Below are 19,795 nucleotides of genomic sequence, written 5' to 3' on the forward strand. Positions count from 1 at the left end.
AATTTGCCCTTGTTTACTGTGTAATTAAGCAATTATTACGAAGAAACAAGGCATTTTTTACAAGGAGGCACTGTGTCTAAGTCTGCAATTTTATATCGCATGGTGACCGATGAGCATATTTGCCCATTCGGTTTAAAATCAAAAGATTTACTAGAACGTCATGGTTACGATGTTGATGACCGTCATTTAACAAACCGTGAGCAAACCGATAAATTTAAACAGCAGCATGATGTAAAAACCACCCCGCAAACCTTTATCGATAATAAGCGCATTGGTGGTTACGATGATTTACGCGACTTTTTTAATCTGCCAGAAGCAGGGCAACAAGGCACAACTTACACGCCCGTGTTAGCCATTTTCGCAGTGACCATGCTACTGAGTTGTGGTTTTAGTTATGCTAGTGGCACCGCTTTACTGTCGATGCAGAACATAATGCTATTTGTTGCACTGACAATGGCTGTGCTCGCTATTCAAAAACTGCAAGACTTATACAGCTTTTCAAATTCATTTATTACTTATGATTTACTCGCCATGCGTGTTGTGCCCTATGCCTATATTTACCCGTTTATTGAGGCGTATGTTGCCATTGGTATGGTGGCTGAATTACCCGCCTTAGCTGTTGCACCATTTTCGCTGTTTATTGGTAGCATTGGAGCTATATCTGTGTTTAAAGCTGTATACATTGATAAACGAGAACTCAAGTGTGCCTGTGTAGGTGGAGATAGTAATGTGCCGCTCGGTTTTATTTCTCTGAGCGAAAACTTATTTATGATTGCGGCGGGTATCTGGATGCTTAGTACTGTTTAAACTATTTACTTATAGGCTAGATAAAGCCTGCAGCTGCAGGCTTTATTGATAGATCAGTTATAACCACCTGTTCTTATATCTTTTTCAAGTTCAGATTGAGTTTTCACTGGGTGACACACTGTGTCCACCGTGCTTTTATTCATTTCATCAGCATCTGTGCTAAAAAATGTATAGTTATAATTTGCTTCAACTTCGCCGCCCAAACAGTGATGGTCGAGTAAAGCGCGTTGTTCATGGTCTTGCAAATTTGATTCTGAGGCACAACCGGCAAGCATTAAAAAAGCCATTAAAACTGATATTTTTTTCATAGTATCCTCTTAAATTAATTACAGTTCATATCTAAAATGAAATGAGGGAAGCTTGTCGAGTAAAGGTAAAAGTGACCTTTCTCTTCTTAAATCTTTACGCTCTCTTTCTAGCTGTGTCCGTCGATATCTCAACTCTTTACGTTTTTCGCTTGAGTTATTTTTATTGCTCAATTCATTCGAAATAGATTGAAGCTGCCAATTTATGGTGTCTATTCTTTGATCTATTTCTGCTTTTCTTGCTTCAATTTGATAGCGATCATTCCCCTCTTCCCATGCTCTTCTAAAGTGCTCATCATTGCATACGCCATTGTAAGCTTGTCCTTGAATACCGAGGGTAAAGCCATGTTCTGGTACACAAAACACAGCAAGTCCTTGTTGATAGCTTTTCTTATACTCTTCTAACTGAGGCGTGATACCAAACTCTCTACATGCAAAGACAATGTCTTTACCCTGATCATAGCTATACCCCTGAACACCATGGTCATAGCCCAATTCTTGCCAACTAGCTTGCATACACTCTTCGTGCGACAAACTGCTGCACCCAGATAGCAACAACAAGAATACACATAAATAAATGAACCGATGAAACACTGTGACCTAACCGATATAAAATAAGCGAGGTACCTATTTTAGGTCACAAATTATAAAAAGGGAAGATTATTGATAGAAACTCAAGAATAAGGGATTGCAGTGTGTTTACGTACTAGCGTAAACACACGTTAAGTTAAGTTTTTATGCCGTACCACCAACAGTTAAGTTGTCAATTTTAAGGCTTGGCTGACCAACGCCTACCGGTACACTTTGGCCGTCTTTACCACACACTCCTACGCCTTTATCGAGCGCTAGGTCATTACCCACCATTGAAATTTGCTGCATCACTTCAGGGCCGTTACCAATTAATGTAGCACCCTTAATCGGTTGAGTGATTTTACCATTTTCAATTAAATAGGCTTCCGATGCGCTGAACACAAATTTACCCGAGGTAATATCGACTTGGCCGCCACCAAAGTTCGGCGCAAAAATGCCTTTTTTCACAGAGCTGATAATATCTGCTTGGCTATGTTCGCCACCTAACATATACGTGTTGGTCATACGTGGCATAGGTAAGTGAGCATAAGATTCGCGGCGCGCATTACCAGTAGGGTTTACGCCCATCAAACGCGCATTAAGCTTATCTTGCATGTAGCCTTTTAAAATACCGTTTTCAATAAGTACGTTATAGGCTGCAGGAGTCCCTTCGTCATCTACGTTCAATGAACCACGGCGGTCAGCAATGGTTCCATCATCCACGACTGTACACAGCTCAGATGCTACCTTTTCACCTACTTTACCGCTAAACGCTGATGCGCCTTTACGGTTAAAGTCCCCCTCAAGGCCATGACCTACCGCTTCGTGTAGTAACACACCTGGCCAGCCTGCACCTAGTACGACTTCCATACTGCCGGCAGGGGCATCAATTGCTTCTAAGTTTACTTTTGCTTGGCGAACCGCTTCTTCAGCGTATCCCATCCAACGAGGCTTACCGTCAACTAATTCTTTAAAATAGCCATAATCTAAACGCGCGCCGCCACCAGCACCACCGCGTTCACGGCGACCGTTCTTTTCAAGTAATACTGAGCAGTTTAAACGAATAAGCGGGCGAATATCGGTTGCAAATGTGCCATCGCTGGCTGCAATAAGTACTTCTTCATACACCGCCGACATTGAGCTAATCACTTGCTCTGCATCAGGCGCTAATTCACGAATATAGTTTTCAAGCTCACGTAGTAAGTTTACTTTATCGCTATCACTCATGCTTTGAATAGGTTGATGCGGTGCATATTGTTGTTTTGCAGCAACATCACTAAACACTTGAACTGTTTTATTTTCACCTGCATCTGCAATACTACGCGCAGCAGTCGCCGCTTTATTTAACGCTTCTAAGTTGATTGCATCTGAGTATGAAAACCCTGTTTTTTCACCACTGACAGCACGAACACCAACCCCACGCTCAACATTATATGATCCCTCTTTCACAAGGCCATCTTCAAGTACCCACGATTCATGATGACTTGATTGAAAATACAAGTCGGCGTAGTCCACTTGATGTTGGTGAATAAAGGCGAGCGTTTTTTCGAGTTCTTCTCGTGTTAGCTGGCTGTCTTGTAATAAATGCTGTTCAACCGTGTTCATAATAAATGCTCTCTAAATCGTTGCTGAGACTGCACAGGCATGTCTTGGCGTATCTTATTCAATTGGTTTAAATCAAGTTCATGACTGATAAACCCTGTGCCACTTGGAAGCTCACTGAGCGTATCTCCCCATGGCGAAATTATAATGCTGTGGCCATATGTTTGCCGACCATTTTCATGATCTCCCCACTGCGCAGCTGCAACTACATAAGACTGTGTTTCAATTGCTCTGGCAGCTAATAAGTGATGCCAATGAGCAGCACCGGTAACAACAGTAAAAGCACTAGGAACTAAAATTAGCTCAGCACCCTGTCGCTGCATAGCACTAAACAAACCACTAAAGCGCAGATCATAACATACTGCTAAACCAATTTTACCAAAGGGTGAGTCAACCACGACAATATCGCTACCCGCTTGTGTCGCATCTGACTCACGATAACATCGGGTGGAGTCCGCAACATCGACATCAAATAGGTGAATTTTATTGTACTGCGCGACTACATCACCTTGGCTATTAAATAAAAATGAGGCAGCTAAGTATTTTCCATTATCTTGCGAAACAGGCACGGTACCAGCAGCTAGCCAAATATCATGTTGCTTACACAGCTGTGCAAGTTGTGCTTTGTAACCATCAATTTTAAGCCCTAATTGATAACTCGCTTGGCTACTTTTACTAAAGATCAAAAAAGCTTCGGGTAGGCAAACCAGTAAAGGACGCGTTTTAGGTAACTGCTGTAATGACAGCCTCAAAGACGCCATATTTTGTTCTGCATTGATACCAGAACACATTTGTAATGCTAAAACCTGACCCGACATATTAGCCTTCATTGGTTTGTAAACTCGCAGATGATGCCGCGTCTTTTAATTTTAACCGTGAGGAAGATTGCGGCTGGCTCTGTGCAGCTTGTGGTAAAGTAACTTCTCGACTTTTACGATCGACTTCGGTCACCTCAGGATCGCTCATACTGCCACTGACTTTAAAATTAATTTCTGAGATCACCCGGGCAGAGTGAATAACCTTATCGATGGCAAGTGCCGCTAAGCCACTTACAGGATTAACCATCCATGCAACTATAACAGGAATACTTGAAGTAACCTGTGGTGCGACTGCCAAATCATAGTCAATTTCAAGGGTATTTAGGTTAGTATGGCCTTTAATAGTCAAGTCAGCAGGTACACCGTCAAGTTTGGTATCTTGCGTGTAAGCAATGCCTTTATCAAGCTGCATAGTCCCTTGCATACTGTTATAGAAAAAACCCTTCGAAAATACATCTCTGAAATCCAGTTTTAGCTTACGCACTAGGGAGTCTAAACTTAACAGTGAAAATACTCGCGCACCGCCATCACTTATCTCAGCAAGATGGCCTTCACCTAAGCGCCAATCTAGCTCTCCCATCAGTGTTGGTATATCAACGTTATACGGGGCACCTTGCCACGCTAAATCAAATTGAATATCGGCGTCTGAGTCCTTAACGGTGGTTGTTATATCAAACTCATCAAATAACTCACCAATATCGTCACTTTGTAAGTTACCAGTAAATCGTGTTTGGCCATTGGCAAATTGCCCTTTCCCTCTGAGTACATGATCGCCTTTATCAATGAGCACTTCAGTAAATAACAGTGTGTCTTGCTCACCGACTAAACTACTTTTGACTTTATCAAGTTGATAATCTGCGACTTTACAATCTTCACAGTTAAACTCGATGGCAGGAATACGCGTTAACCAGCTTAAGTCTTCTGGTTCACCAACATCTTTGGTTTGCTCTGGTGCTGCTTCATTAAAATTAATACGTAAGTAGTCAGTAAAAATTTGAATTGGCCTGCGCGTTTCACCGGTTGGAATGAGTGCATCAGCGCGTAATTCTTTGGCATTTAGTTTTAATTCTAAGTCTGATTGCTTTGGTGCTAAGCGAAACTCAAAATCATTGAACTCGATATTGTGCAGTGCAAGCTTATTAAATTTACCGGTTACGTTATTAAACGTAGGCATCACACTTGGTGAGTCTGATTTTACTTTAGCGAGCGCAATAATTTGGTCAATTAAACCAAACCAAGGTGTCAGTTCTGTCTGTGGTAAATCAATTGATACTGCAAAACCGTCACGATTAAGGCCAAGGTCTTGCTCACCCAAAATTAAATGTACGTTATTAAATTTTTGTTCGTCATTATCTAAAATAGCATTAAAGAAAACCTGCTCATTAACGTTCGCAGTGATCAAGTTTGAAATTCTGTCGCCTTGCACAACAGCCGTAAGTGGCCATGTTTGCTCTTTACTTTTATTATAGGGAGCAGGTAATTGACTACTAAGACCCACTAAGTTACCACTTACGTCCGCACGGTAGTTAAAGTCATTTGGTAGAAAGTTAAGTAATACATTAATGTCTACATCACTTTGCCCCGTTAAATAACCCGCTAAGAGACCATGTGCTTGTTCGATTAATGGCTCTGCTTCAAGAGCAAGCTTTATCGCTATTTCGGCGCGATAATTATCTGCGACGTTCTCACTGCTGAAATTAGCGGTCAGCGGCATGCCCATCCAATCAGCTTTAGCATTATTGAAATCGATTTTGTCATTATTAAATTTAACAATGCCGGTCATATGGTTAAGGGTTATACCTGGCTGCGCAAGGTATACAGGGATATTTGCAAGCTCAACTTCACCTATTGCATCAACATGCCCTGAGCGTAAGTTAACCAACAACTCAATTTCTGCGGCCGCATCCCCTTGAGCTTGCACAACTTCAAAAACACTTGCTAAAGGTTTTGCCAGTGGCGTTGCAGCAAAAAAAGGCGTTAACTTTTCGCCATGAGCGCGTTTATTAATAGCAACCTTAAGCATTTCGGCATTCATTAAATCAGCAATGCTGACATGTACGCTATCGCCTAAGTCTAAATTAACAAGCTTGCCCGACTTACTGTAGATATCCATGCGCTCATTTTCAAAATGTAGCGTTACGTTAGCGTCTTCAACCGCAGGCCAACTTGGTGAGAATTGATAGTTTGCGCTATTGACGTTTGCCAATACTTCAAACTGACCCTGTTGCTCCCTAAATGGAAAGCCTTCAAAAGGTCCTGAATAGAGCACTTGCGCTTTATTTACTTCACCACCTTGAATGGCACCATTTAAATAGTTAACTAAGTTCTCACTCATTACAGGCAAAGGAAAATAATGCCCTGCTACTGTGGCATCAGGTGCATACGCTTCAGCATATAAATCTAAGCGAGGGTCATCTGTTAGGCTTAACATCATTTCAGCTGCAAGCGTCACCTCGTCGTTATCAAGCCATAAATTATCACTACTGATACGCCAGCCGTCGGTGTAATGGTGTAAATCGAGCTCAATATTGAGTTGGTTATAGGCAATATCTTGGCTAAAGCTACCGTTGGTCAATAAGCGGTTGTTTTCTCCATAAAGTTGTATGCGACCAGCAGACTGATTAATGAAGCCATCGACTCTAATTGCTTGACCACCAGGGATACCGTTTAGTGACAACCAATTTAGTTGGTCACCTTTAAACCAAAGTTGCCATTGTTCACTTTGTCCAAACTCGACATACGCATCGCTTAATTGTCCATTTGGTTGGCGGTCCAAAAATGGAGTAAGTACTTCAAAATTACTTAATTGGGCAAGTTTGGCTAATAAAGCAAAATCAAATTGCTTAAGCCAAATTTTATTTTGCTTACCAAGTTGGGCTTCAAATTGCAGTGTCGGCCATTGCTTTAAATCACTTTCAAAGGTCAGACCGGTACTTTTTAGACGCCACCCTTGCTGCCAAGGAAACAAGTGGAACCCGCCTTTACTTAGGTTGATTTGATGCGACTCTTGGTTTTGTTGCCAATTTACAAAGCTAGGTTGCCACTGCACTTTCACATCGCTGATCAAGCCTTTTTCAAGGCTAACCCACGTTTGTAAATTCATATCTGAGTGCAATTGCTGTTTATCAGTATTGATAAATTGTGCAAGCCATTTAGACACATCTACATTAGCAGCCTCTACATAGATATCACCCGCCATGGTTTCAAGTGTTGAACCATTTAATGCCATTCGCGCATCAAAGCTCCCCACGGAGATGCCAGGTAAAGCTAATGAACCAGCGCCTTGATGCTGCTCAGGGGTATTTTGCCAAACAATGTTTTCAAGAATGAGTTTACGTGCTTTGCCATCACCTAACATAAAATTAAGGCTACTATCTTGCACAGCAAAGTGACCTGTTTTCCCTAAAAACAAGCTTTCGATAAGTTCTTTTTGCTCAAAGCTATTACTTTGTTGTTCACTGCTTAATTCCAGCATTGTTGGTAAGTCGACATCGGCATGGAAACCATTAATGACAAAGTAGTTCGACTTTAATTGACGGGTTTTAAGTGATTCCCAAAGATTAACTTCAAGACTCGCCTTATCAATATTTAAAGCGATAGGCGATGTTTGGTTGTCTTCAAAAGAGATATTTTCGAGAACTAATGATGGCCCCTTTCCTTGCCAGCTCGCAGAAATAGAGCCTATTGACAGGTTGACATCAAATTGCTCGTATAAAAACGTTTCAATATTGCTTTTATAATCATTGGCATAGGGAAGTGTATACTTTAAAACAGAGACAATAACGGCCAGCAACACAAGGGTGATAGCAAATACTTGCCATACCTTGCGTATACAATAAAAGCAGACCGTCTTTGTGTTCATTACATCATTACCACATCAAACTGTTCTTGATTATATAAACTCTCTGTTTGAATACTGACTTGCTTGCCAATAAATAGTTCAAGTTCAGCAAGGTTATGGTACTCATCATTAATAAGTGCCTCAGAGACCGATGGCGCAGCATACACCATAAATTTATCAGCAGCATAAGCGCGATTAACCCGCACAATTTCACGCAGAATCTCGTAGCAGACTGTTTCAACCGTTTTTTGTGAGCCTCGTCCAGAACACGCAGGGCAAACATCACATAAAATATGCTCTAAACTCTCACGGGTGCGCTTTCGAGTCATCTCCACTAAGCCTAGTGCAGATAACCCATTTATGTTGGCTTTAGCGCGATCTTTTGCCAATGCTGACTCAAGTGAATGAAGCACTCGGCGTTTGTGCTCGTCGCTGACCATATCGATAAAGTCGATAATAATAATGCCGCCTAAGTTACGTAACCGTAACTGACGGGCAATCGCCGATGTTGCTTCAATATTAGTGTTAAAAATAGTTTCTTCTAAATTACGATGGCCTACAAACGCGCCGGTATTTACGTCAACGGTGGTCATCGCTTCAGTTTGGTCAATAATTAAATAACCGCCCGATTTAAGCTCTACTTTACGATGCAAGGCTTTTTGAATTTCGGTTTCAACATCAAATAAGTCGAAGATTGGTCGCTCACCTGGGTAATATTCAAGCGCGCCGGATAGAATTGGTACAAACTCTTCAGTAAATTCTTTTAGTTCTTGATACGTTAATTTAGAGTCAACACGAATTCGCTCCATATCTTCGCCAACATAATCACGAAGAGTTCGAAACGCCAGTGTAAGATCTTCATGCAAAATACTTTCTTTGCTTACTTTTTTGCGCTTAGTAACAATTTTTTGCCACAGCTTTTTTAGAAACTCAGCATCGTGACGAAGCTCAGCTTCACTTGCCCCTTCGGCAGCAGTACGGACAATAAAACTACCATCTTCATCGCCGTATTCAGCAACAATTTTTTTCAAGCGTAAACGTTCTTCTTCGGTTTCAATACGCTGGCTCACACCGACGTGTGTCGCATCAGGCATAAACACTAAGTAACGAGATGGAATCGTAATATCAGTCGTTAAACGCGCCCCTTTAGTACCAAGAGGATCTTTGACCACCTGCACCATGATGTGCTGTCCTTGGCGAACAAGCTCGCGAATATCTTGTACTTTCTTGATGGGTTGCTCATCAACACCTTCAACAATAGAGGCGCTGTTAACAATGTCAGACGCGTGCAAAAAAGCCGCTTTGTCTAAGCCAATATCTACAAATGCGGCTTGCATGCCTGGTAATACACGGCTAATTTTGCCGAGGTAAATATTACCAACAATCCCTAGGTTGCCAATTCGCTCTAGTTGAATTTCTTGCAGTACGCCATTTTCAATCAGCGCAACCCTGCTTTCACTCGGTGTAACGTTGATCAGTAATTCGGTGCTCATGTTACCCTCTTAAAAATTCGTTTAATAACAGCTCTGTCTCATATAAAGGTAAGCCGACAACAGCAAAATAGCTACCCGAAATGTGACTCACAAATCGCCCGCCTAGACCTTGTATACCATAACCACCGGCTTTATCTTGTGGCTCTTGGGAGTGCCAATATGCATCGATTTCGTCATCGCTTAATTGTTTAAAAGTCACATCAGTGACAACAAGACTGCTTTTTACGTGCTGGCTGTCAGCAATAGCTACGGCGGTCATAACTTGGTGAGTACGCCCTGATAGGCGCTTCATTGTTGCGATAAAGTCTGCTTTATCAAACGGTTTGCCAAGTGCGGTGTCATCAATCACCACCACGGTATCACTGCCAAGCACAGGGCGGTCAGTGTAACCCATTGCGACACCAGATTGTGCTTTGAGTCTCGCTAAACGCTCAACATAATCACGAGGAGACTCGTTCGGGAATTGGCTTTCATCTGCATCAACGCTAAATTGAGAAAACTCGATACCAAGCTGGCTGAGCAACTCTTTTCGACGCGGTGATGCAGACGCCAAATAAATTGCGGTTTGCATTATCTAATCCTGAAATGACGGCGGTATTTACGCAATATTAAGAAAATCCACCACCAACAAAGCATGCCGGTTAGCACTGGCCATAAGTAATGCGGGCTGAAATAAACCCCCATCAAGAAATGATTAAGCCAAAATTGCATAAGGTGGTAAAGCGTTAAAAACAGAGCCACTAATATGCTCTGCTGCCATAGAGAAAAGTTTCTAATTTTTTGAAAGTTACTTGCCGTGATAAAAATACACACAGAGTAAGTTAATGAGTTCACGCCAAGTGGTGAACCCGAAGCCAAATCCATGAGTAACCCCACCACCCAAGCCGTGCCGATATTAAGACGATGTGGTACAGCGAGCGACCAGTACATCAGCACCATTAACACCCAATCAGGTCGATAAGGTTCAAATGAAATAGGCAATGGCATCAATGCCATCACCAGTGCAAAGAAGATACTAATTGCGATTAGCAAGGAATAGCGACTATTCATTACTTATGCTCTCCTGCTGGTTACGCCACAGCACAACCAATAAGCGGATACGGTCCAACTGTGCAATAGGCTCAGCATACACTTGTGCGAATGGGTGACCTTCATCGCGATTGATTTCTGTCACAACGGCCACTGGGTAACCTTCAGGAAAAGTTCCTCCTAACCCAGAGGTCACTAAGATGTCACCTATGCGTACATCAAGGCTGTGAGGCACGTGTGAAAGCTTTACGACATTAATCTTACCAATGCCTTCAACCACTGTGCGTACATCGTTACGTAAAATGCGTACTGGCGTAGCGTGTGTGGTGTCGGTCATTAATAATACGCGGGAAGTTGTCGATCCAACTTGCGTAATTTGCCCAACAACCCCCATTTCATCGATGACAGCTTGGCCTTCACTTAAGCCATCGGTTGTGCCACGATTAATCACCACTTGGTGACTATATGGATTTGAATGTACAGACAATACTTGCGCAATGATCTTCCGATTAGATTGCTTAGCCGATGAACCTAGTAAAGCACGTAACTTATCATTTTCACGACTTAAAAAGGCTAACTGTTGTAGTTGTTCGCTTTGTAGTAGCTGCTTCTTTTTAAGTGCTTCATTTTCGGTAAGAAGTTGATCGCGTGTGTGAAGGTTTTTTGCACCTATACTAAATAGTTCATAAGGCAGATTAGCAAGATAGATAAGTGGGCTTACTAGGGTATTTAAGCTGGTGCGAATGGTTGTGCCACCCTGTGTATAGCGGTCGCCCACAATCAAAACGACACTCAAAAGCACTGCGACAAAAAGTCGCAGTTGCAAAGAGATTGTACGACCAAACATTAACTTCATTAGTCGTAACTAAATACGTCACCACCGTGCATATCAATCATTTCGAGGGCTTTACCGCCACCACGCGCAACACAGGTAAGTGGGTCGTCAGCAACAACAACCGGAATCCCCGTCTCTTCCATGAGTAAGCGGTCTAAATCTTTTAGTAATGCACCACCGCCGGTTAATACCATGCCATGTGCAGAAATATCTGATGCAAGCTCTGGTGGAGACTGCTCAAGTGCAACCATCACAGCACTTACAATTCCCATCAGTGGTTCTTGTAATGCTTCTAGAATTTCATGTGAGTTAAGCGTGAATGAGCGCGGCACACCTTCGGCAAGGTTACGGCCTCGCACTTCAATCTCAACTGGTTCATCTGTTTTAAATGCAGAGCCAATTTGATGCTTAATATTTTCAGCGGTTGCTTCACCAATTAAGCTACCGAAGTTACGACGAACATAGTTGATAATTGCCTCATCAAACTTGTCACCACCAATACGTACAGATGATGAATAAACCACACCATTCAAAGAAATAATAGCCACTTCAGTGGTACCACCACCGATATCAACAACCATTGAACCTGTTGCTTCAGATACTGGTAAACCTGCACCAATTGCCGCAGCCATTGGCTCTTCAATTAAATACACTTCACGTGCACCTGCCCCCATTGCCGATTCACGAATGGCGCGTTTTTCTACTTGTGTTGCACCACAAGGAACACAAATAAGTACACGCGGGCTTGGACGCATAAAGTTGTTGTTATGTACTTGCTTAATGAAGTGCTGAAGCATTTTTTCGGTCACATAAAAGTCGGCAATTACACCGTCTTTCATTGGACGAATCGCTTTAATATTTCCAGGTGTACGACCAAGCATTTGCTTAGCTTCTGTTCCCACAGAGGCAACGCTTTTAGGACCACCAGCGCGCTCTTGGCGAATAGCAACAACTGAAGGCTCGTTTAATACGATTCCTTCTTCTTTTACATAGATTAGGGTATTGGCTGTACCCAAGTCGATCGATAGATCGTTTGAAAATATACCACGAAGTTTTTTAAACATGAGGCTGGATGACCTTTGAAAATACGTTCTTATATTAGCTGCTTTCACTCTATCATGCTCACCATGAAAAAGCGCAGCTACCTTCTTTATTTGTTAAAAAAGGAAGCATCCATTGCTTCCTTATTAAATTTATCGTTCGCGTACTAGACGAAACCCAATATAGTTTGCACGAAAATCTGGCGCTAAAATTAAACGCGTAGATACACGAGCCAAGCTAGGTGCGAAATTCCATGCCCCACCACGAACAGCCACATCAGACTGTTCCGATTTTTTATTTGTCCACTCCCATACATTGCCTACAGTATCGTATAGGCCAAATGCATTAGGAGAAAATGAGCCTGTTGGCGCAGCACTTTTGTTAGACCACTCACTGCCACACCAACCACAATTCGCTAGGTTTTTACCAATTTCATTACCCCAAGGGTATTCAGTTTCTTTACCTGCACGTGCAGCGTATTCCCATTCAACCTCATTGGGTAAACGAAATAGCTGTCCAGTTTGCCCTGATAGCCAATCTGCGTATGCTTTAGCATCATTGTAGGTTAAACACACTGCCGGAAAATCACTGTCTTGATCAAAACCTGGATTACGCCAGTTTAGGGTTGCTTCCCACACAGGTTCACCATTTAGGTAATAAGCACAACCGCGATTTTTTTCGGCTTCTGTTTTATAACCTGTATTGGCAACAAACTGCTCATACTCACCAACACTGACTTCTTTACTTTGCATCGCAAAGGAGTTGGCAATGGTTTTCTCTACCACTGGACGCTCATTAGCAAGACCACTGCCGTTGATATCGCCCATTTTAAATTTACCTGCCGGAATGACAACGAGACTCGCCGTATTCGTTTTATTTACAATACTTGCCGCTGGTGCCGATGATGGTTGCTCAGCGGTTGTAATAGCTGCAACAACAGGCTCAGGCTTTTTTACCAGCTTGGCATGAATTGTTTGTGACTTATTAAGTTCTAAGCGAACTTGATAGCTTTTGTAGCCGCGCTTACGAATTTCTACATTATGAAAGCCAACAGGTAATGATGTTGTGAGTTTAGTAGAACCAAAACTGACGCCATCTATAAACACTTCATCATCATAGACATTAGAACGAAGCGTTAATTCAACCATTTTAGATTTTTTTAGATCAGGTAATGGTTCAACCCTTACTGGCTTTTTTACAGAATAATCACTTACCGGCTCCTCACTCATACGAGAAACCGATACCACCTTACTATTATCCTGAGAGTCACTGAATGTTAACTGACTATCCGAGTAAGTCGTTGTATAGTTTGGTTGATAGCTGCCCGCCAGCGGTGTGCCATAATCAGCACAAAAACGGTTATCCAAATTCAGTAAGCTACATAAACGGCTACTATTTACGTCTCCGCGCATCGTTACGCTTAAGTTCACGTTGTAATTACCTTGGCCGCTAAACGCACTATTTACAACATGACTGCTAAGAATTTTAACTTGTGCGCCAGCAAGATTACGCTTTGGTTCAACAAGGCGTTCTTCGGTTAAGTTAGCAAAAATTTGGTCTACAAAACGTTTGGTGGCTTTTTGCAAGCCCATTTGTTGGCCGCGCTGCTCACAGGCTGCAAGTGTTTCGGTACGCTTACAGTTAATTGTGTGATTAACTTCTAAAGTGCCTTCTCGAGTAAACTCATTGCGCAAACGCTCGACACGTGCTGTAGCCAACTGCTCTTTTAAGCTTTCTAATGTGTTTAGTTGCGTATGTTTCGCTACGCGAATTTGCTCGATATCTTTTCGGTGTGAAGCAATTGCCGCTAATTGCATCGAAATATCATCTTTGTTCTGTTTATGATCAACCACTGCTTTTTGATAACGCGCTTGCGCATTACTGATATCTAATGTTGGGTCATCAATAAGTCGACGGTACATCTCGTTCATTGCATCAAGCGCTTGGTTTTTTTCTTTGTCTAACTCAGTTGAGCGTGCGCGTAATAATTCGAGTTGTTTTTGTAACTGACTTTCTTCTTTTAGGTGTTTTTCGAGGATTACGGTCGAGTTATCGTATTCGGCTTGTTTTTTACTGATCTCTGATTCAATCCCAGTTACCGTAGCAGTATCTTGTGCAAATGCACTCGTTGCTAGCAAACTAACTGAAATTAACAGAGATAAAGGAGCTATTCGCATATATTCCATTCCCAAAAAGCGGCAATTATTTGGTCATTATTATTTTTTATAATTAAACTCTTATGCTATGTACTTGCAAGGCAAAACACAAGCTTTGTTCAATTATTATCTGAGTTTACAACTATTACCTTAGTTGATGCCAGTAAATAACATAATCATTTTAGTTTAATTGACTAATTTCTATCTATATGACGATTTTGCTATAATTGAGCCCCTTTTTTTATCTAAGTAGCATCGTGAATATTAGTTGTGAGTCACCCATTCAACCCATTTTCCACCCTCTGTTAGAAGCGCATAACTTACAGTTGTTTATCAAACGTGATGACCTGATTCACCCTGAAATAAGCGGCAATAAATGGCGAAAACTTAAATTTAACTTACAAATAATGCAACAACAGGGTAAGTCAGAGCTGTTAACCTTTGGTGGCGCATTCTCAAATCATATCCACGCCAGTGCAATCGCAGGAAAACTATTTGGCTTCAAAACTCATGGGATTATCCGTGGCCCCTTACTTGATGAAGCTAACCCGACGCTAAACGATGCAAAGCGCTTTGGTATGACGCTACATCCGGTCAATCGCCTTACTTACCGCCAGCGTCATGATCCCCATTACTTAGACGAACTAAAAAAGCAGTTTCCTAATGCTTACATCTTGCCTGAAGGGGGAACAAACCTTGCGGCGATTAAAGGCTGTATGGAATTGGCACAAAGCTTACCAGCTAGTGACTATATCATTTGCCCAACGGGTAGCGGTGGCACATTAGCAGGGTTAATAGAAGGAACGAGCAGTCAAACAACCCTTTTAGGTATTGCTGTCCTTAAACACGCTGATTATTTAATCGAAGAAATAAAACAGCTCAGTAATAAAGCAAAAGAACAGCACAACTGGCAACTTTTATGTGATTACCATGATGGCGGATATGGCAAGTTTTCTGATGAGCTATGGCGTTTTTGTCAAACCTTTACTCAACAATACGACATTCCCCTTGAACCTATTTATAGTGGAAAAATGATGTATGCTATTTGGCAGTTAATTGAGCAAGGTTACTTTGCATCTGGAAGTGTAATAACCGCCATCCACACAGGCGGGTTACAAGGTCTAAATGGGTTAAAGTACAGAGGCTTAATTTAGCGACGGTCAGCTATATGGGGTAATATCCGCCAACTTTTGCAGTGGTTCAGCAAAATAAAACCCTTGTGCAGCAACCACTCCTAAATTTTTCAGCGTTGCTAACTCATTTTGTGTCTCAACACCCACAGCATAAACAGGGCAACTTAATTCATGCCCTTTTGCGATAATTTCCTTCACGATCTTTTGTTGCTGCTTGTTAGTATCAATATTGTGTATTAACTCAAACGCGAGCTTTATAGCGCAAAAATTAGCAAGCTCACGGTAAAGGGGCAAGTGCTCTGCACTGCGTACATTATCGATAACCACTCCTGCCGACAATTTACCCAAACAATCTAACTGCCCTGCTAATCGGTGGCGCTGCTTTAAAAAGTCATCCTCATTTAATTCAAATTGCAGCTTACTGACCGTATCACAGCTTTGCATCTCACCTTTCAACCACTGCCAAAACTCTTTATTAAACCAATTCAGGGCATGTAAGTTGATACTAACGGCCATTGCGCCTCGTTCACTCAACAGTATTTTTTTTACCTGCAAAACAACCGTTTGATCAAGCAAAAGTACATCCTTCTTGCTACTCATTTGCGGGATAAAATGACGCGCCGCCAAAAGTCCGAGGCTTTTATGACGAATACGGATTAACGCTTCATGCTGAAGGATATCGCCGGTCTGCAAATCGAATAATGGTTGGAAAAAAAGCATAAAGTGCTTTTTCTTTATATATTCAAATAAGTGTTCTTTGCTATCAGCAAGCACACTCGATTGCGTGTGCCCAAACGGCAAGCGATGAATATGTTGCCAGGCACTTTGTTTTGCTAGCGCAAGGGCCGATTTAGTCAACTGATAAACAACCGCTTGATCCGCCCCAGTGCGGTAATTACACACCCCTATTTTTACATCACTGCGGGACAAGTCACTGCGATAATTAAGACATGCTTGATAGATAACTTGATGCAATCGCTTAGTGTATTTATCAACCTCAGTCGCAGGGACGCTATTCAGTGTGACCGCAACGCCTCCTGAAGGAAGCAACTTAACCGAGCGATTGACCAGCTCACCAAATCCTTTAGCAATCACTAATTTAAAATAATTATCGACATCCAAGTTTTCAGGAAAAGGGGTTTTCCAAAAAAATAACGAAAATAAATGGTTATAATTAGTAGGAACACCATACAGAATATTCAAATCTTGATGAGGCAAAAGCTTTGGCGTTACTAATTTACGCGGCATTTCAGGCTTGGCCTCACTTAATTGAGCGGGCTTTTTAATCGTTGCATCTTCCAGCACAGGTGTCTTAAGCGCCATCCGCCAGCGACGTAACCCCCAATAACACGCTCCAATCAAGATTAAATTTAGAAACAAAAACAAATGACTTTCCACTAACCAAGAAGGCCAATGAAATAACCGCAGGCTCACCGTCTTATAGCTAAATACTTCCTGCTCTAAATCAATAAACTTCGCTAAACTAGGTGATACCTCTGACGTATTCATCACAAACCCTTGGCTTTGAACTAAAGTTGCAATAATGTCATGTGAGGAAACAGGGTCGAGACTTAAGTCATAAACTTGCTTGGCAAGCTCAGTCCCTGAGTTATGTACTTTTTCGTGTAGTACATCACTTAAAAAAATATTAAAAACAACTAATAGCAAAAAAACGGCCGCCATATAAATGGCCTCCGGTTTCTTAATATGTGCAGTAAAATCTTTTTTCATTTCACAGCTTTGTTGCTCAAACATACACAAAGTGTTGTCCAAGAACCCTATAAATACAAGGCTACAGAGCGATTAAAAGCAATTTCAGAATTATCCTAAGACCAACGCTGTCAAAAGTCATGTATTTTTAAACACCTAGCAAAAAGTGTTAATGATAATTATTTTGTAACCGACAACTGCAAGCTTACGCAAAATAACAAAGCCATGTTAAAGCAATAAAAAACCCAGCAATTAGGCTGGGTTTAAATAACTCAAACACTCAATGCGAGTGATCTAGAACGGAATATCATCATCAAAATCGATTGGTGGTTCCATCGGGTTTGATGCGCCGCCTTGTGGTGCATTTTGAGGTTTAGGAGCAAAACCACCACCTTGTTGTGGCGCGTTGTTTTGCTGCTGTTGATTATAACCGCCACCATACTGGTTATTACTTTGTTGTTGTGGTGCAGGTTGCTGCTGCGGGCGCTGTTGCTGCTGTGCTGGCGCAGACTGTTGTTGTGGAGCATAGCTATTATTGCTTTGTGCTTGTTGTGAGCCACCGCCGTAGCCGCCACCTTGTTGTTGACCACCTTGGTAACCGCCTTGTGATTGGCCACCTTGATAACCACCACCTTGTTGATCGCCACCACGACCACCTAGCATTTGCATTTGGCCACCCATGTCTACCACGATCTCTGTGGTGTATTTTTCTTGGCCTGATTGGTCAGTCCATTTACGCGTTTGTAAACGACCTTCAATGTACACTTGTGAACCTTTACGAAGATACTCACCAGCAACTTCTGCTAGTTTGCCAAATAACACAACACGGTGCCATTCAGTACGCTCTTGCATTTGCCCTGTGTTTTTATCTTTCCAGCTATCTGTCGTAGCAATGCTGATATTCGCTACGCCATTGCCATTAGGCATATAACGTACTTCTGGATCTTGGCCTAAATTACCAACCAAGATAACTTTGTTCACACCGCGTGCCATGGAACTTCTCCTATAAAACGTTAGATTAAACCAGCCACTTTGCGTGCTTGGTCTAGGTCAAATTCTTTATCATTAATCTTTAAATAGCTGCGATTTTCATCACAAACAACCGTTGCTTCAATTACGCCCGGTAAAGCAACTAGACGAGAAGCAAGCACTTGTGCCTGCTGCTCTGAACTTAATTCAGTCATTAAGCTAATAATTTTACTTCTTGGTGGGACTTGCATATTCCAAGCAAGGATAAGCCATATTAACCCAACAAGTGCCGCCGCCGCAAACACTGCTTGCGCACTTAATACTTGAGCAACGTAACCCCCTAATAAACCACCTAAAAAGGCACCAAAAAACTGCGTTGATGAGAACACGCCCATCGCAGAGCCTTTTTGATTTGCAGGGGCAATACGCGACACAAGTGCAGGCATGGTTGCTTCTAAAAAGTTAAAAGCAATAAAGTAAACCAGCATACAAATTCCAATGCCAATCACAGAGTCAACCCATAGGGACATAGCCAGCATACTTAAAACAAGCAGCGCGATTGAGCCAATAAAGGCTTGTTTCTCTTTTTCTTTGCGAATCGCCACTATCATTATCGGCACCATCAAGAAAAACGCTAAAAACAGCACAGGGATGTATAAATACCAATGGTGATCGGCAATTAAACCATCTTTTATAAGCTGGCCTGGTAAGGCTACAAATACGGTGGTTAATGTAAGGTGAAGCAACATCACACCAAAATCAAGGCGTGCTAATTGCGGGTGTTTAATGAGTTGCTTAATGTCATCTAAGGTAGCGAGCGTGTCGCCTTTTGGGGCTTTACTAACCGCATTAGGTACTAAAAATAACACAATTAAAATACCTAAAAGAGCAAGCCCAGCGGTAAGCCAAAATACGCCAGCAACTCCCCAAGAGGCAGCAACAATTGGTCCAAGTAGCATGGCAACGGCAAAGCTCATACCAATGCACATGCCAATCACGGCCATCACTTTCGGGCGTTGCTCATCACGGCTTAAATCAGAAGCCAGCGCTAATAATGCACTGGCAATCGCGCCCATACCTTGTAAGGCGCGCCCTAGTGTCACCATTTGCACAGATTCAGCGGTTGCCGCAATCACAGAGCCCAGCGCAAACACACACAGGCCCCCAATAATGACTTTTTTACGACCAATTTTATCAGACAACCAACCCATCGGAATTTGCAACACAGCTTGTGTTAAACCATAAGCACCAATAGCAAAGCCAATCCATAGTGGCGAAAACCCTTCTAATTGCTGACCATAAATCGCCAATACTGGCATCAGCATAAATAAGCCAAGCATACGGAATGCAAATACGCTCGCCAACGAAACGGCTGCGCGTTTTTCTCGAGAGTTGAGTGAAGATGCTGTCATGAATTACTGATCTTGCTGTCTATTAAAATCTGAGCGTGGATTCTACCACAAGCGAAAACTAAATAATCACCTGT

At 42.1% G+C, this 19,795-nt stretch carries 16 protein-coding genes; 2 read left to right on the forward strand and 14 right to left on the reverse strand.

The features are described 5' to 3' along the window. Positions 1-72: 72 nt before the first annotated feature. On the forward strand, positions 73-807 hold the full coding sequence (locus L3V41_RS14980) for a glutaredoxin family protein (RefSeq protein WP_062567326.1): 735 nt from the start codon (positions 73-75) through the stop codon (positions 805-807). A 53-nt stretch (positions 808-860) separates the two neighbouring features. On the opposite strand, the gene L3V41_RS14985 is transcribed toward L3V41_RS14980, so the two are convergent. The 11 genes from L3V41_RS14985 to L3V41_RS15035 all read right to left on the reverse strand — a co-directional run bounded on the left by L3V41_RS14985 (position 861) and on the right by L3V41_RS15035 (position 14,518). After that, complete coding sequence (locus L3V41_RS14985) at positions 861-1,115, reverse strand: hypothetical protein (protein ID WP_228074395.1); 255 nt, start codon at positions 1,113-1,115, stop codon at positions 861-863. 18 nt (positions 1,116-1,133) lie between these two features. Continuing rightward, the gene (locus L3V41_RS14990) at positions 1,134-1,628 is read right to left on the reverse strand and encodes a DUF2799 domain-containing protein (protein WP_228074393.1); all 495 of its coding nucleotides are present in this window, start codon (positions 1,626-1,628) and stop codon (positions 1,134-1,136) included. A gap of 219 nt (positions 1,629-1,847) precedes the next feature. After that, on the reverse strand, positions 1,848-3,287 hold the full coding sequence (tldD, locus tag L3V41_RS14995; RefSeq protein WP_062567324.1) for a metalloprotease TldD: 1,440 nt from the start codon (positions 3,285-3,287) through the stop codon (positions 1,848-1,850). Further along, positions 3,284-4,102, reverse strand: a complete 819-nt coding sequence (locus tag L3V41_RS15000) for a carbon-nitrogen hydrolase family protein (RefSeq protein ID WP_237128031.1) — start codon at positions 4,100-4,102, stop codon at positions 3,284-3,286. Before L3V41_RS15000 ends, tldD begins: the two co-directional genes overlap by 4 nt. Position 4,103: 1 nt before the next feature. Then, positions 4,104-7,964 (reverse strand): YhdP family protein, encoded by a 3,861-nt coding sequence (locus tag L3V41_RS15005; RefSeq protein WP_237128032.1) that lies wholly within the window; start codon positions 7,962-7,964, stop codon positions 4,104-4,106. Further along, positions 7,964-9,436: a ribonuclease G gene (rng, locus tag L3V41_RS15010; protein WP_062567321.1), complete on the reverse strand. Its 1,473-nt coding sequence runs from the start codon at positions 9,434-9,436 to the stop codon at positions 7,964-7,966. The genes L3V41_RS15005 and rng overlap by 1 nt, the downstream gene beginning before the upstream one ends. 1 nt (position 9,437) lies before the next feature. Beyond that, on the reverse strand, positions 9,438-10,007 hold the full coding sequence (locus L3V41_RS15015) for a Maf family protein (RefSeq protein ID WP_237128033.1): 570 nt from the start codon (positions 10,005-10,007) through the stop codon (positions 9,438-9,440). Then, on the reverse strand, positions 10,007-10,486 hold the full coding sequence (mreD, locus tag L3V41_RS15020) for a rod shape-determining protein MreD (RefSeq protein ID WP_062567319.1): 480 nt from the start codon (positions 10,484-10,486) through the stop codon (positions 10,007-10,009). Before mreD ends, L3V41_RS15015 begins: the two co-directional genes overlap by 1 nt. Further along, entirely contained in the window at positions 10,479-11,321 is an 843-nt protein-coding gene (gene mreC, locus L3V41_RS15025; protein WP_193988248.1) for a rod shape-determining protein MreC, read from the reverse strand. The genes mreD and mreC overlap by 8 nt, the downstream gene beginning before the upstream one ends. Further along, positions 11,321-12,364: a rod shape-determining protein gene (locus L3V41_RS15030; RefSeq protein ID WP_036973172.1), complete on the reverse strand. Its 1,044-nt coding sequence runs from the start codon at positions 12,362-12,364 to the stop codon at positions 11,321-11,323. Before L3V41_RS15030 ends, mreC begins: the two co-directional genes overlap by 1 nt. A gap of 129 nt (positions 12,365-12,493) precedes the next feature. Next, positions 12,494-14,518, reverse strand: a complete 2,025-nt coding sequence (locus L3V41_RS15035) for a formylglycine-generating enzyme family protein (RefSeq protein ID WP_062567318.1) — start codon at positions 14,516-14,518, stop codon at positions 12,494-12,496. Positions 14,519-14,754: 236 nt separating this feature from the next. Here L3V41_RS15035 and L3V41_RS15040 point away from each other — a divergent pair, with 236 nt between their 5' ends. Further along, positions 14,755-15,651 (forward strand): pyridoxal-phosphate dependent enzyme, encoded by an 897-nt coding sequence (locus L3V41_RS15040; RefSeq protein ID WP_237128034.1) that lies wholly within the window; start codon positions 14,755-14,757, stop codon positions 15,649-15,651. 6 nt (positions 15,652-15,657) lie between these two features. Here the strand turns inward: L3V41_RS15040 and L3V41_RS15045 are convergent, their stop codons facing one another. The 3 genes from L3V41_RS15045 to L3V41_RS15055 all read right to left on the reverse strand — a co-directional run bounded on the left by L3V41_RS15045 (position 15,658) and on the right by L3V41_RS15055 (position 19,721). Further along, on the reverse strand, positions 15,658-17,313 hold the full coding sequence (locus L3V41_RS15045; RefSeq protein ID WP_237128035.1) for an EAL domain-containing protein: 1,656 nt from the start codon (positions 17,311-17,313) through the stop codon (positions 15,658-15,660). A 321-nt stretch (positions 17,314-17,634) separates the two neighbouring features. Then, on the reverse strand, positions 17,635-18,333 hold the full coding sequence (ssb, locus tag L3V41_RS15050; protein ID WP_062567315.1) for a single-stranded DNA-binding protein: 699 nt from the start codon (positions 18,331-18,333) through the stop codon (positions 17,635-17,637). A gap of 20 nt (positions 18,334-18,353) precedes the next feature. Further along, complete coding sequence (locus L3V41_RS15055) at positions 18,354-19,721, reverse strand: MFS transporter (RefSeq protein ID WP_062567314.1); 1,368 nt, start codon at positions 19,719-19,721, stop codon at positions 18,354-18,356. Positions 19,722-19,795: the final 74 nt, after the last annotated feature.

The organism is Pseudoalteromonas sp. L21, assembly GCF_021728035.1.
In the GTDB taxonomy this organism is placed as follows: domain Bacteria; phylum Pseudomonadota; class Gammaproteobacteria; order Enterobacterales; family Alteromonadaceae; genus Pseudoalteromonas; species Pseudoalteromonas arabiensis.